Origin of the sequence: Streptomyces bottropensis ATCC 25435 (assembly GCF_000383595.1) — a bacterium.
In the GTDB taxonomy this organism is placed as follows: domain Bacteria; phylum Actinomycetota; class Actinomycetes; order Streptomycetales; family Streptomycetaceae; genus Streptomyces; species Streptomyces bottropensis.
Map to the genome: position 1 here is coordinate 8,300,504 of NZ_KB911581.1, position 14,308 is coordinate 8,314,811.

General features: G+C 72.4%; 13 protein-coding genes. 6 read left to right on the forward strand and 7 right to left on the reverse strand.

The genetic code is table 11. The features are described from left to right. The first annotated feature begins 39 nt into the window (after positions 1–39). Positions 40–561, forward strand: coding sequence for a DUF2165 domain-containing protein (locus STRBO_RS0136705; protein WP_005486091.1), 522 nt, complete (start codon positions 40–42; stop codon positions 559–561). 60 nt (positions 562–621) lie between these two features. On the opposite strand, the gene STRBO_RS0136710 is transcribed toward STRBO_RS0136705, so the two are convergent. From STRBO_RS0136710 to STRBO_RS0136725, 4 genes are all read right to left on the reverse strand, one after another. Next, a complete protein-coding gene (locus STRBO_RS0136710) occupies positions 622–2,691 on the reverse strand; it encodes a LamG domain-containing protein (RefSeq protein ID WP_209442983.1) in 2,070 nt (689 codons plus the stop codon). A 205-nt stretch (positions 2,692–2,896) separates the two neighbouring features. After that, entirely contained in the window at positions 2,897–5,482 is a 2,586-nt protein-coding gene (locus tag STRBO_RS0136715) for a bifunctional FO biosynthesis protein CofGH (RefSeq protein WP_005486093.1), read from the reverse strand. Between the two features lie 405 nt (positions 5,483–5,887). Next, positions 5,888–6,748, reverse strand: a complete 861-nt coding sequence (locus STRBO_RS0136720; RefSeq protein WP_005486096.1) for an LLM class F420-dependent oxidoreductase — start codon at positions 6,746–6,748, stop codon at positions 5,888–5,890. Positions 6,749–6,799: 51 nt separating this feature from the next. Then, positions 6,800–7,648, reverse strand: a complete 849-nt coding sequence (locus STRBO_RS0136725) for a serine hydrolase domain-containing protein (RefSeq protein ID WP_005486098.1) — start codon at positions 7,646–7,648, stop codon at positions 6,800–6,802. A 179-nt stretch (positions 7,649–7,827) separates the two neighbouring features. On the opposite strand from STRBO_RS0136725, the gene STRBO_RS0136730 reads away from it, so the two are divergent. From STRBO_RS0136730 to STRBO_RS0136740, 3 genes are all read left to right on the forward strand, one after another. Then, complete coding sequence (locus STRBO_RS0136730) at positions 7,828–9,387, forward strand: CehA/McbA family metallohydrolase (protein ID WP_202500160.1); 1,560 nt, start codon at positions 7,828–7,830, stop codon at positions 9,385–9,387. Positions 9,388–9,535: 148 nt separating this feature from the next. Continuing rightward, a complete protein-coding gene (locus STRBO_RS0136735) occupies positions 9,536–10,366 on the forward strand; it encodes an SAM-dependent methyltransferase (protein ID WP_005486101.1) in 831 nt (276 codons plus the stop codon). A gap of 115 nt (positions 10,367–10,481) precedes the next feature. Next, the gene (locus STRBO_RS0136740) at positions 10,482–10,919 is read left to right on the forward strand and encodes a nitroreductase/quinone reductase family protein (protein WP_005486103.1); all 438 of its coding nucleotides are present in this window, start codon (positions 10,482–10,484) and stop codon (positions 10,917–10,919) included. Between the two features lie 9 nt (positions 10,920–10,928). Here the strand turns inward: STRBO_RS0136740 and STRBO_RS0136745 are convergent, their stop codons facing one another. From STRBO_RS0136745 to STRBO_RS0136755, 3 genes are all read right to left on the reverse strand, one after another. Next, positions 10,929–11,186, reverse strand: coding sequence for a hypothetical protein (locus STRBO_RS0136745; protein ID WP_005486104.1), 258 nt, complete (start codon positions 11,184–11,186; stop codon positions 10,929–10,931). Positions 11,187–11,266: 80 nt separating this feature from the next. Further along, a complete protein-coding gene (locus STRBO_RS0136750) occupies positions 11,267–11,524 on the reverse strand; it encodes an alpha/beta fold hydrolase (RefSeq protein ID WP_005486105.1) in 258 nt (85 codons plus the stop codon). A 104-nt stretch (positions 11,525–11,628) separates the two neighbouring features. Continuing rightward, positions 11,629–12,384 carry a class I SAM-dependent methyltransferase gene (locus STRBO_RS0136755; RefSeq protein WP_005486106.1) on the reverse strand — a complete coding sequence of 252 codons (756 nt, stop codon included), beginning with the start codon at positions 12,382–12,384 and terminating at the stop codon, positions 11,629–11,631. Between the two features lie 129 nt (positions 12,385–12,513). On the opposite strand from STRBO_RS0136755, the gene STRBO_RS0136760 reads away from it, so the two are divergent. Beyond that, entirely contained in the window at positions 12,514–13,446 is a 933-nt protein-coding gene (locus STRBO_RS0136760; RefSeq protein WP_037627698.1) for a Vgb family protein, read from the forward strand. Positions 13,447–13,613: 167 nt separating this feature from the next. After that, positions 13,614–14,171 (forward strand): hypothetical protein, encoded by a 558-nt coding sequence (locus STRBO_RS0136765; protein ID WP_237547690.1) that lies wholly within the window; start codon positions 13,614–13,616, stop codon positions 14,169–14,171. Positions 14,172–14,308 lie beyond the last annotated feature (137 nt).

Here is a 14,308-nt window from a genome sequence, read left to right on the forward strand (position 1 = left end):
CACCTGGGGATGGTCCATGCGCCCACACATAGTTGGACCATGGCTGAAACCCAGACCCCCCGCGGTTCCCTTCTCCCCCTGGCCTCGACCCTGCTCGTCGGCACGGTCGCCCTCTACATGGCGCTCGTGGCGTTCGGCAACATCACCGACTTCGGTACGAACCAGCAGTTCGTCCACCATGTCCTCGCCATGGACACCACGTTCGAGGACGAGGACCTGATGTGGCGGGCCATCGAGTCGAGGAGCGTGCAGGACGCGGCCTACGTCCTCATCATCGCCTGGGAGAGTGTCGCGGCCCTGGTCCTCGTCGCGGCCACCTACTTCTGGGCCCGCGGCCTCGGCCACCGCGCCTTCCACACCGCCCGCCGCTGCAGCACCCTCGGCCTGCTCATGGTCCTCCTCCTCTTCGGCGCCGGCTTCCTGGCCATCGGCGGCGAGTACTTCGCCATGTGGCAGTCCGACGACTGGAACGGCCTCGACGCCGCCCTGCGGGTGTTCCTGCTGAGCGGGGTGGTGCTGGTGGTGACGTGCCTGCCGGCGAACGAGACCACCGCGAACTGAGGCCGGCCGACGGACGACTGCCGGCGGTCGGTCGACCGCCGGCAGTCCGGGCGACGAGACTCAGCACAGACAGGGTTCGGTGCCCCAGCCCAGTCCGTTGATCTGGCCGTCCTCCAGGGCGCCGGCGAACGCGTGCACCTCGTCGACGTCACCGTGGAGGTACTCGCCCCAGCCGTCGCCGACCTGGGCCCGGCCGACCTGGAGCGGGCCGGTGCTGGGCAGGCCGTCCGCGAAGTCGGCGGTGGCCCCGGTGGCGAGTTGACCGTCCAGGAAGAGCTTGACCGTGTCGGTGGCGTCGTCGTAGACGACCGCGAGCCGATGCCCCTCCCCCTCGCCGCCGTCGGCCATCGCCAGCTGCGCCACGACGGTCGCGGGGGCGTCCGGCTCGTCCGCGTTCGGCATGATCAGCTGCCAGGCGTACGTGGAGGGCTCGTACCGCACCCGGAACACGTCGGTGTGCTCACCGCCCTGGGACAGCACGGTCATCGGGCGGGACGGCTCGGCGTCCGCGAGGCGTACCACCACGCCGATCGAGAAGCTGTCGGAGGTGTCGACGACGGGCCGCTCCGTGGCCGCGTACCCGCTCTCGCCGTCGAGCTTCAGATGGCCGTCACCGACGAGCGCGTACGGCACGGCGGCGCAGTCGGGGTCGAGGTCCGGGATGCAGGAGCCGTCCGGGCCGCGGTGGATCGTCGCGCCCGTGCCCAGCTTCAGCGGCACACCGTCGCCCTGGTCGGGGCTGGTCCCCTCCGTCGCGTTCTCCAGCGACCAGTGGGCGAGGGCGCGCGGCTTGCGGTGCCCCAGTTCGGCGGCCTCGTCCGGGACGACGACGCGGTCGTGGACCCTGATGCCGCCGAGTTCGCCGTCCCAGCGGTCCTGGTAGCCCTGCCCGTCCCGGGCGCGCCCGATCTGGAAGGCGCCGGCGTCCGCGCCGGGCGCGGCCTCCTTCTTCGTGCCGACCGCCCGGCCGTTGACGTACAGCCGGCCCTCACCGGTCTCGGCGTCGTACACGCCCAGCAGATGGGCCCACTCCCCGGCCTCGGGCACGCCGCCCGTCATCCGGGCCCCGCCGACGGTGAACGACCAGACGGGCTCCTCGCCATGGGCGTCGACACCGAGCGCGAAGGCCGTGGAGTCACCCGCGTCCTGCGCCGCGACGGTCATGTCCCGGTCGGTCCGCGCGGGCCGTGCCCAGCCGCTGACCGCGAACGTCTTCCGGGGGTCGGCCACCGCCGGGGCACCCGGGGTGAGGTAGCCGTGGCTGCTGCCGTCCAGGGTCGCCGTCGAGGCGAGGGACGTGCCGCCGGGTGCCGGGCCGCCGAAGGTCACGCCGGTGCCGGCCTCGGCGGCAGTGCCGATCTCGGCCGCGGCGGTGGTCGCGCCGGCCGGGTCGTCGAGCTTCCAGTGGGCGACGGGGGCGCGGCCGGACTTCACGAAGAAGTCGTACGAGGTCTCGCCGCTGCTGCGCCCCGCCCGGTCGATCGCGCGGACCGTGAGCTGGTCGGGCCCGGAGTCGAGCGGCAGGAAGGGGATGGTCACGGCCCCGCCGGGTCGGTCGGGCCGGACGGTGCCGTACGGGCCGCCGATGAAGCCGTACGTGTAGGCCACGACGTCGTCCGAGGGCGAGTCCATGGTGAAGTGGCCGTACACGCCGACGCCGTCCACCCAGAGAACGTCCTGCGGGTACTCGGGTGAACTGACCACGGCCTTCTGCGGGTTCACGTCGTCGATGACGAACTGGCAGGCGGAGCCGTCCCCTTCGGAACTCCAGGTCGACTTCGACGTACCGTCGTCGGCCCGGACGTGCCAGGAGACGACGGTGTTCGCGGGCAGGTCCTCCCACGGCAGCCTCAGGGTGAACCGTGTGCCCGACCACTTCGACGTGGTCGTGAGGGTCCGGCGCTGCTCGGCGCCCTCGGCGTCCTTCCACCAGAACTCGAACTCCCCGCCGAGCGGGCCGCTGTCGGTGTCGTACAGGACCGCGTCGACCTGAGGCTGCGGATCGGCGATGTACGCCTTGCCGTCACCCGCCCCGCAGGCCTTGCCGCCCGCCTTCAGATCCCGTACGAGCGGCTGCTTCGGCGGCAGGTTCCCGGCCGCGTGCGCCACTCCCGACGTGGACGCCATCATGGCCGCCACGGAGCACCCCATCGCCAGCAGCGCACGGCCGCCGGATCTCCTTAACCCGTCCAACTGTTTCCTCCCCGGTGAGCGCTCCCCATCACCCGTGCGTCGCACGGGCCGGTGGAGGCTAACAGGGGCCACGGACACCGCAGAAAGGGTTTTCCGGCCCGTCACCGCAGGCCGTCACCGCAGGTGCGTCACTCCAGGTGCGTCACTCCAGCACCGGCAGCAGCTCCGGCAGATGGCCGTCCGAGGCCGCCGCCGCGCGCTGGCGTTCCTCCGGGACCTCGCCGTAGAGGGTGGTGCGGGGCCGGGCGGGGCGGCCGGCGGTGTCGGCGACCGCGATCAGGTCCTTGACCGACTTGTAGGAGCCGTAGGAGGAGCCCGCCATGCGGGAGATGGTCTCCTCCATCAGGGTGCCGCCCAGGTCGTTCGCGCCGGAGCGGAGCATCTCCGCCGCGCCCTCCGTGCCGAGTTTGACCCAGCTGGTCTGGATGTTGGGGATCCAGGGGTGCAGGAGGAGGCGGGACATCGCGATGACGGCGCGGTTGTCGCGCATGGTCGGGCCGGGGCGGGAGATGCCCGCCAGGTACACCGGCGCGTTGGTGTGGATGAAGGGGAGCGTCACGAACTCCGTGAAGCCGCCGGTGCGTTGCTGGATGCCGGCCAGGGTGCGCAGGTGGCCCAGCCAGTGGCGGGGCTGGTCGACGTGGCCGTACATCATCGTCGAGGAGGAGCGGATGCCCAGCTCGTGGGCGGTGGTCACCACCTCGATCCAGGTGGCGGCCGGCAGCTTGCCCTTGGTCAGGACCCAGCGGACCTCGTCGTCGAGGATCTCCGCCGCCGTGCCGGGGATGGAGTCGAGGCCCGCCTCCTTCGCGGCCGTCAGCCACTCGCGGACCGACATGCCGGTGCGGGTCGCGCCGTTCACCACCTCCATCGGGGAGAAGGCGTGGACGTGCATGCCGGGGACGCGGGCCTTGACGGCCTTCGCGATGTCGAAGTACGCCGTCCCCGGCAGGTCGGGGTGGATGCCGCCCTGCATGCAGACCTCGACCGCGCCGAGGTCCCACGCCTGCTCGGCCCGGTCGGCGACCTGGTCGAGGGAGAGGGTGTACGCGTCGGCGTCCGTGCGGCGCTGCGCGAAGGCGCAGAAGCGGCAGCCGGTGTAGCAGACGTTCGTGAAGTTGATGTTCCGGGTGACGATGTACGTGACGTCGTCGCCGACCGCCGCCCTGCGGACGTCGTCGGCGATCCGGGTGAGGGCGTCCAGCGCGGGGCCGTCCGCGTGGAGCAGGGCGAGGGCCTCGGCGTCCGTCAGCTTCGTCGGGTCGTCGGCCGCCGTCTTCAGGGCCGCGCGTACGTCCGTGTCGATGCGCTCGGGGGTCATGCCGGGCGCCGCCGCCTCGCGCAGGGCGCCCCAGTCGCCGTAGACGGAGTCGAAGTCCTCCCGGCGGTCGCCGGTGCGGCCCTCGGTGTCGATGGCGGTGTGCAGGTCCGTGCGGCCGGCGGCGACGAAGACCTCCTCGGGCTCCTGCCACGGGTGGCCCTCCACCACGGCGTCCGGGCGCGCGAGGCCGGTCTCCGGGTCGGCCAGGGCCCGTACGTGCGGCAGGAGGCGCGGGTCGAGCCAGGGCTCGCCGCGCGTCACGAACTCCGGGTACACGCACAGGCGTTCGCGCAGCTCGAAGCCGGCGGCGCGGGAGCGTTCGGTGAGTTCCTCGATCTGCGGCCAGGGGCGCTCGGGGTTCACGTGGTCGATGGTGAGGGGGGACACCCCGCCCCAGTCGTCGATCCCGGCGCCGATGAGCCGCTCGTACTCGCTGTCGACGAGGTTCGGCGGGGCCTGGATGCAGCCCGCCGGGCCCATGAGGTGGCGGGCGACGGCCACGGTGGCGACCAGCTCGTCCAGTTCCGCGTCCGGCATGCCGCGCATCGCGGTGTCGGGCTTGGCGCGGAAGTTCTGGATGATCAGTTCCTGGATGCCGTGGTAGGCGCGGGAGATCTTGCGGAGCGCGAAGAGGGACTCCGCGCGCTCCTCGTACGTCTCGCCGATGCCGATGAGGACGCCGGAGGTGAAGGGGACGGAGGAACGGCCGGCGTCCTCCAGGACCCGCAGCCGTACCGCCGGCTCCTTGTCGGGGGAGCCGTGGTGCGGGCCGCCGGGCTCGGACCACAGCCGGGTCGCGGTGGTCTCCAGCATCATGCCCATGGAGGGGGCGACGGGCTTGAGCCGCTGGAAGTCCGTCCAGCTCATGACGCCGGGGTTGAGGTGCGGAAGGAGGCCCGTCTCCTCCAGGATGCGGATGGAGATGGCGCGGACGTAGGCGATCGTGTCGTCGTAGCCGTGCGCGTCGAGCCACTCGCGCGCTTCCGGCCAGCGGTCCTCGGGTTTGTCGCCGAGGGTGATCAGCGCTTCCTTGCAGCCGAGGGCGGCGCCCTTGCGGGCCACGTCCAGCACCTCGTCCGGCGACATGAACATGCCGTGGCCGGCGCGGCGGAGCTTGCCCGGCACGGTGACGAAGGTGCAGTAGTGGCATTTGTCCCGGCAGAGCCGGGTGAGCGGGATGAAGACGCTCTTCGAGTACGTGATGACGCCGGGGCGGCCGGCCGCCTCCAGGCCCGCGTTCCGCACGCGCGCCGCCGAGGCGGCGAGGTCCTCCAGGTCCGCGCCGCGTGCCTGGAGCAGCACCGCCGCCTCGGTCACGTCGAGGGCCACGCCGTCGCGGGCGCGTTTGAGTGCCCGCCGCATGGAGTTCTCGGTCGGGCCGGTCCCGGAGGTCGCGGAAGTCGTCATCCGTCGAGCATACGAGCGACTTGGCTCCGCCTTGCGGGGTGGCTCGGGGTGGGGAGTGGGGCGCCTGGGGGAGTGGGGATGCCTGAGAGGCGGCGGGTGCCGGCCCGGTGGGGCTTCTCGCGCAGTTCCCGCGCCCCTCAAGAGCGCCCCTGGCTCCGCCTCCGGGTACCACGCATAGGGGGCAGGAGGTGCCTGGAGAATGGCGGGTGCGGCCCGGTGGAACTTCTCGCGTGGTTCCCGCGCCCCTGGGAGCGTCAGGCCCTGCGGGCCTGAAAAGCTTGGGGCGCTGCTCCCTGCTTTTCAGGGGCGCGGGGAACTGCGCGAGAAGCCCCCACGCGGCCGCGGCCGCCCGAGCACGGCAAGCACCGAGTTGGACGGCGCGGGCGAACCGTGAGCCGGGCGGCGCTACGCCGCCCCGCCTCCCAGGAACGTGCCGTACTCGTCCAGCAGCCCCAGCACCTCCGCCTCCCCCGCCGGAGGCAACTGCACCACGGCCTCCTCGATGCCCAGCTCGGCGTAGTACGCCAGTTTGCCCGCGCTCGGCTGGACCGCGTACGGCACCACCTGAAGGCCCGCCGGGTCGCGGCCGGCGTCCGTCCACGCCGCCCGCAGGACCGGCAGCGCCTCCCCCAGCCCCCGCCCCCCGATCGGCAGCCACCCGTCCGCGTACTCGGCGATGTGCGCGAACAGCTTCGGCCCGGCGGCGCCGCCGATCAGCGTGCGCGGCCCGACCACCGGCCCCCGCGGCTTCCGCACCGGTTTGGGGTACGCGGAGCTCGCCCGGACACTCCCGAACTCCCCCTCGTACGCCGTCGGCTCCTCCGCCCACAGCGCCCGCATCAGCGCCATCCGGTCCCGTACCAGCTCCCGCCGGGTACGCCAGGCGACCCCGTGGTCGGCGGCCTCCTCCACGTTCCAGCCGTAGCCGACGCCGAGGGTGAGACGGCCGCCGGAGAGGTGGTCGACGGTCGCGATCTGCTTCGCGAGGCCGATCGGGTCGTGCTGGGCGACCAGCGTGATGCCGGTGCCGAGACCCAGCCGCTCGGTGACGGCGGCGGCCTGGCCGAGCGCCACGAAGGGGTCGAGGGTGCGGCCGTACTCGCGCGGCAGGTCCCCGCCGGCCGGGTACGGGGTCGTCCGCTCGACGGGGATGTGCGTGTGCTCGGGGAGGTAGAGCCCCGCGAAACCGCGTTGCTCCAGCTCACGGGCGAGCCGGGTCGGGGTGATCGTCTCGTCGGTGAGGAAGATCGTCACGGAGATGCGCATGGCTCATCTGTAGCGGCTCGGAACCGGGATGTCCATACCGACCGGTCGGCACTACGAGCCGTCGGGAGGGGCCGTCGCCAGCAGGGCCTCCTTCGCGAGACGGTCCGTGCCGGCCGGGTCGCCGAGACGGTGCAGCAGGACCCAGCGCCCGTCGTCGTACGCGGCGGCCACGACCGACGAGCCGCGGGTGGCGCCGCTGTGCCACCAGATCGAGGGGCCCCGCTGCCAGGAGGGCGCCGGATCACCGAGCCGGCGTTCGACGAGCAGGGCGACCAGCAGGTGCGCCACCGTCCGGCAGGTGGACCACATGCCACCCGCCGGCAGGATCGGGCCGGTCAGCGTCCACAGCGGGTGCGGCCGGCCGAACAGGTCGCGCGGGACGAGGCGCAGGCTCTCCGGCGGGTGCGCCGTCACCACACCCGCCTCCAGGCCGAGCGGCGACAGGACGTGACGGTCGATCAGGTACTGGTACGAGCGTCCCGTGGCGGCCGTGAGCGCGTACCCGAGCACGGCGTAGCCGAGGTTGGAGTACTCCCGCTCCCCCAGCCGTCCGGCCGTCAGCCGGGGCAGGCCGCGCAGCGACTCCCGCAGCGCCGTCTCCGTGAAGCCGAGGTACGGATCGTCAGGAGGGCCGAGGGGCCCGGCGGGCAGGCGGGGCAGGCCGGAGGTGTGCTCGGCGAGGTGGCGGAGGGTGATGCCCGTGCCGCCCGGCACCTCCTCGACGCAGTCCTCCAGCGGGGTGTCGAAGCCGACCGTCCCTTCCGCCGCGAGCCGGGCCAGCACGGTCCCCGTCAGCACCTTGGTCAGGGAGCCGATCTCCACGAACCGGTCCGCGTCGTGACCGTGCGCCACCCGGTCGGTGATGCCGGCGCCGCCCAGCAGGCAGGTCGGTGTCCGCATGTGCGGTGCCTCCTGTCGGACGTCGGGCCTCATGTCTCCGGCATGTCCTTCTGCGGCGAAACGAAAACCGGCGATTTCCTTCCCTTGTCCCCCAGTTCACCACCGCATAGGAAGGTGGCACGCACCACCCCTGCACCACCCACGCCATGTCACTCACGACCGACCTGGGGAGCGGCAGCATGTGCGACGACGACCACGGTGACACGAACGGGAACGGCGACGAGAACGGCGACGGGAACGGACTCGGAAGGCGCGCTCTGTTCGTGACGTCGGCGGCGGCCGCGCTTACGTTGGGAAGCGTGACCTTTGGGACGAGCGGCGCCGAGGCCGCGCACGGCGACCAGGAGACGAGGACCATCCGGGGAACCCTCCCCGCCGGCTCCCCCGACTTCGTGTACCTGCCAGTCCAAGTACCGTCGGGTGTACGGGAGTTGAGGGTCTCGTACAGCTACGAGAGACCGGCCGTCCCGGCGGGCACGATGGGCAACGCGCTCGACATCGGCGTCTTCGACGAGCGCGGCACGGACCTCGGCGGCAAGGGCTTCCGGGGCTGGTCGGGCGGTGCCCGCGCGGAGTTCTTCATCCGGACGGACGAGGCGACGCCGGGCTACCTCCCCGGCCCGGTCCGCCCCGGCACCTGGCACATCGCGCTGGGCCCGTACACGGTGGCACCGGACGGGCTGCCGTACGAGATCACGATCACCCTCACGTACGGCACGCCGGCCCCGGCGGCGAAGCCCGTGTACCCGCCGGAGCGGGCCGAGGGGCGGGGCCGGGCCTGGTACCGGGGCGACTGTCATCTGCACTCCTGGTACTCCGACGGCCGCCGTACGCTCGGCGAGCTGGCGGCGCTGGCGCGGGCGGCGGGCCTGGACTTCATCAACAGCTCGGAGCACAACACCCCGTCCGCGCACGCCCATTGGGCCGAGCACGCGGGTGACGACCTGCTCATCATGCTGGGCGAGGAGGTCACGACCCGCAACGGTCATGTCGTGGCGCTCGGCATCGACCCGGGGACGTTCGTCGACTGGCGCTACCGGGCCCGGGACAACCGGTTCGGCCGGTACGCCCGGCAGATCCGCCGCGCCGGAGGCCTGGTCGTCCCGGCTCATCCGCACGCCACCTGCATCGGTTGCAACTGGAAGTTCGGCTTCGGCGAGGCGGACGCGGTGGAGGTGTGGAACGGCGCGTACTCGCCGGAGGACGAGGTGGCGCTCGCCGACTGGGACGGCATGCTCGTGGCGTCCGTGAAGGAGGGGCGCGACTGGATTCCGGCCATGGGCAACAGCGACGCCCATCGCGACCCCGATCCCGTCGGCCGCCCCCAGACGGTCGTCCTGGCCGACGACCTGACCAGGGAGGCCATCCAGGAGGGACTGCGGGCGGGCCGCTCGTACGTCGCCGAGTCCAAGGAGGTGTCCGTGTCCTTCACGGCGTCCGGCGCGCGCGGCGAGCACGCGGGCATCGGCGAGCGGCTGAAGGTGGACCCCGACACCCCGGTCACCGTCCGCCTGGAGGCCACGGGCTCCGCGGGCTGCAGCATCCGCTTCGTCACCGACCAGGGCGTCCTGTTCACCTCGGCCGCGCTCCCGGAGTCCGGCACGGGCTCGGCCCAGTGGCGTACGACGGCCTCGTACGCGGCGTACGTGCGCGCCGAGGTCCGCCGGCCGCCGATCGTGCCGGGCTTTCCCGGGCCGCTGGCGGCCTTCACCAACCCGATCTTCCTCGGGCGGCGGTAGCGGCCGGCCGGAAGGTCCGGCGATCATAGGGAGAACCCGCCTACGGAATACGTGTGTTGGGCCTTAGGTTTGGCTCGACACATCACGTGCGTCCGTACGGCTACGCCGTTCGCGTGGACGCACCTGCACGGCGGAGGAGACGGCGCCCATGACCGATCACGCGACCACGCCCGACCCGGCGGCGGCTCCGGCGGCGAAGGAGAAGGTCGACACCTCGGTGCCCGCCTCCGCCCGCATCTGGAACTACTGGCTGGGCGGCAAGGACAACTACCCGGTGGACGAGGCGGCCGGTGACGCGTACGCCGGCGCGTTCCCCGGCATCGTGACCATCGCCCGCAGCAGCCGCGCGTATCTGCGGCGCAGTATCCGGCACCTGGTGGAGGTGGAGGGCGTCCGGCAGTTCCTGGACGTCGGCACCGGGCTGCCCACGGCGGACAACACCCACCAGGTCGCCCAGCGCAGCGCGCCGGAGGCCCGGATCGTCTACGTCGACAACGACCCGATGGTCCTCGCGCACGCCCGCGCGCTGCTGTACTCCGCCCCCGAGGGGGCGACCGCGTACATCGACGCGAGCCTCTACGACACGGACCGCATCCTGGCGGCCGCCGCCGAGACGCTGGACCTGTCCCGGCCCACGGCCCTGATCCTCAGCGGCATCCTCGGTCACGTCGCCGACTACGAGGAGGCCCGCGACATCGTCCGCCGCCTCCTCGCCGGCCTGCCCTCCGGCAGCTACCTCAACATCAACGAGGGCTCGCGCGGCACCGACCCCGACTACGAGCGCGCGCAGGACGCCTACAACGAGACCGGCGCGGTCCCGTACTTCCTGCGCCCCATCGACCAGATCACCGGCTACTTCGACGGCCTCGACCTGATCGACCCCGGCATCGTCTCCGTACCGCTGTGGCGCCCGGACGACACGGCGGCGGGCGAGCCGAAGCCGATCGGCCAGCACGGCGGGCTGGGCCGGAAGCCGTAGCCCGCGAGGGTGGCGCGAGTGGCCGGGTCCTGGCGGGACCCGGCCCCGGTGTCCGCCCCGTCCGCCGCGAGCCGGCGGACGGCCGCCCGATCCCGTCCTGAGGAGAACCACGCCCATGTCCCGCCCCGCGGACCACGCGAACGGCACGGAACAGCCGGGTCCGAAGCAACGCGTCGTCACGGCCTTCCAGCGTTACGTCGCCAACCCGGTCCTGCGCCGCGTACCGCTCCAGACCGTGCTGGAGACCACCGGCCGCACCTCCGGTCTCCCCCGCCGTACCCCGATCGGCGGCCGTCGCGTGGGCGACACGTTCTGGCTGGTCTCGGAGTACGGCGAGAGGTCCCAGTACATCCGCAACATCAAGGCCGACCCGTCGGTGCGGGTGCGCATCCGGGGCCGCTGGCACACCGGCACCGCCCATCTCCTCCCGGACGACGACCCGGTGGCCCGCCTGCGCACCCTGCCCCGTCTGAACAGCGCGGCGGTGCGGGTGCTGGGGTCGGGGCTGCTGACGGTGCGGGTGGATCTGCGGGGCAGGGCTCGCACCCCTTAGCGGTCCCCGTCAGGCATCCTCGGGTTCCAGCTCGAAGGTGAAGTAGATGCTCAGCGTGTAGGGCTCGTCCTCGTCGTACGCGTAGTCCCAGGACACGTCCACCAGGAAGACATCGTGCTCCCCCACCCATGCGTGGGCCTTCCGGAACGCCTCCGCGGCGGTCGTGGCCGGGAACAGCTTTCTCGCCATGGGATGGACCTGGGACTCGGCGTCCGAGTCGTCGAAGCCCTCCGGAACGGCCAGGCAGAGATCGGGGTCGAGATCCATGGGGTACGCCCTTCCTGTTCCTGTCGGTCGCCCGGTAAGACCGCCGCACCCCCGGAAGGGGTTGCTCCGGGCCGGCCGACTCAGTCCAGGCGGTCGTACAGGTCCTCGGTGAAGCGCCGTACGGCCTCGGGGTCGCGGAGCGTCGGGAAGTGGTCGGCGACCGGAAGGCGGACGAGGTGGCAGCCGGGGATGCGGGCGGCGATCCCCTCGCCGCAGCGGACGACCTCGGCCTTGCCCCTCTCGCCGAGGAGCAGGGCGGCGGGGAGGTCGAGTTCGCCGAGGCGGCGGTCGAAGGCCGGCGGCGCGCCGGGGTGTCGTGGCCGTACGTCGTGAACCACGAGGGGACCGCCGCCCCAGCGCCTCGCCGCCCTCGACCCGCACCACGCACTCCACGGTGACCACTGTGTCCGCCCCGCGAAGACGAGCAAAAGGGGTGAACAGCTCAGACCGTCGGCGGGCGGGCCGCCGGTGGCCGACACGCCACGAACACGAACTCCCTGCCGGGACGGTCGGGGGCGTCCCGTACGTCCTCCAGCACGTACCCGTGTGCGGCGAGATCCGCCTCGACCTCGTGCCGTTCGCGGAATCTGAGGGTCGAGTCGGAGGTGAGCGGCGTCTCGCCCCTGCCGCTGTCGAGGACGTAGTGCCAGCGGAAGGTCACCAGTGGGCCGGTGACCCGCGTCAGCTCCACCCAGCTCTCGACCGTGCCGAGGCCCCGTACCTCGGTGACCCGGTACGAGTCCTCGCGATTCCACGCCTCCCAGGCCCGCGCGGCCGGGTCACGGGTCTCGAAGACCAGCCTGCCGCCCGGTCGCAGCGCCCCGTACGCCCCCACGAGCGTCCGCCGCCATGCCTCCGGTTCCACGATCGCCTGCGCCACGTTGGCCGTCATCGTGGCGAGGTCGGCCCGGAGCGGGGGAAGGGCGGTCGCGTCACCGTGGATCCACCGGACCCGGTCGGCCCCGGGTCTGGCCCGCGCGACATCGAGACAGGCGTCGGCCGGGTCGACCCCGACGACCTCCACCCCACGCTCCGCCAGCAGCAGCGCGAAGACGCCCGTTCCGCAGCCGATGTCGAGCACCCTCCTCGCGCCGGACTCCTCCGCGAGCCGGAGGTAGGCGTCCAGATCGCCGCGATCGGGGTCGAGGGGGTCGTACAGCTCGGCCAGCCGTCGGTCACGGAAGATCTCGTCAGCCATGCGGCCACGGTAGGGGACCTGAGTGGCGCTCCCAACACCCTTTGCCCGGCGAGCAATTCACGCGACACGGCCCAGGGCCTCTGGAACGCTGTGCGTCGACCGCCGTTCCCGACCGAGGGTCTCGCATCCATGTCTGCTCGCCGCCCGACCGTGTCCATCCAGGAGTTCCCCGTCTCCGACGCCGAGGCCGGGCCGTACGGAATCGCCGCCGGGCCGGACGGCGCGCTGTGGTTCACGCTGGTTCACGCAGGGCGCATCGGCAGGCTCACGCCCGACGGCGAGACCACGTCGTACGCCCTCGCCTCGGCGTCCGGCGGGCCTTCGCTCATCACACCCGGGCCGGACGGGGCCCTGTGGTTCACGGAGTTCCGGGAGCATCGGATCGGGCGGATCAGCACGGCCGGGGAGGCCACGTCGTTCGCCCTGCCGACGCCCGACGCCGGGCCGTTCGGGATCGCGGTCGGTCCCGACGACGCGCTGTGGTTCACGGAGGCGGGGGCCGACCGGATCGGCCGGATCACGACCGAGGGGGAGATCGTCGAGTTCCCGCTGCCGGTCTCCGGGGCGTTCGTGTCGGCCATCGCCGCCGGGCGTGACGGTCGGCTGTGGTTCACGATGAACCAGGCGAACGCGATCGGTGCCATCGCGCCGGACGGGGAGGTGACCGTCCACCCGCTGCCGACGCCGGGCGCCGGGCCCGTGGGGATCACCGCCGGTGGTGACGGCGCCCTGTGGTTCGTCGAGATCGGAGCCGGGCAGATCGGGCGGATCACGCCGGACGGGAAAATCGACGAATTCCCCCTGCCCGACCGCGAGTCCCGCCCGCACGCCATCGTCGCCGACGCCGACGGCGCCTGCTGGTTCACCGAGTGGGGCGCGAACCGCGTCGGCCGGATCACCTACGACGACCGCCACCCGGAAGCGCCCGAGATCCACGAACACGAGCTGCCGACCCCGTCCTCGGAGCCCCACGGCATCGCCCTCGGCCCGGACGGCGCCCTGTGGACGGCCCTGGAGACCGGCGCCGTGGCCCGCGTGCGGCCCTCCGGGAACGCGGGTTGACGGTGCGTCCACCGCAGCCCCCGCGGAGGGGGCTCGCTCGTCCGGACGGGCGCGGCCAAGCTCAGATCCTGCTCTGAACTCACGTTTCCGTCTTGTCGCCGTTCTCGGCCCGGTGTCACGATCACGGCCGCGCCCGGCATCAACGGGCCGACTGACGGGGGTCGTTCATGTCACGCCCAGCACGTATGCCGCGCCGCACACTCACCGCTCTGGTGCTGATGTCGGCGGCTCTGCTCTCCACCGGCGCGTGTTCGTCGGACGGTGGCACCGGGCCGCCGAAGCAGCACCCGGTGCGGACGGCCCAGCCCAGCCAGGCGGAGACGGATCCGGCGACGGGCTCCGACGGGGCGGACGAGGCGGACGTACCCGAGGTGTCCGTGGATCGTGCCCCGGACCTCCAGATGGCCGACAGAGTCATCCTGCGCCGGGACGGCACCCGGGGCAACGCGTCGATGGAGTTCGGCAAGGCGAGACAGGGCGACGGCGACACGATGTCGGTCGGCGTGGAGTGCGAGGGCAAGGGCAGGATCGAGGTCACCCTGCGTCCCCTGCACACCTCCTTCTCCATGGAATGCCGCGAGGGTGAAGTGACCGGCGAATACAACCAGTTGACCCAAGACGCGGCGGACCGCGCCGGCACCGTCTCCGTCACCGCCCCCTCGGGAGTGCGCTGGTCCCTGTCCATCGGCCGCGGCGAGCCGGCGGAACAGGACCTCGACGGCTAGGGCCTGCCCCCCTGGCGTCAGTAGGTGTTTTTCAACCAGTGGTTCTTTGTGAGCGTTGCACAAACCCTAGGGCAACCAACCGGTTGGTTGCCCTATTGGTTACGGTTCTGTAGTGTCGGATCATCTGATCGGTTGCC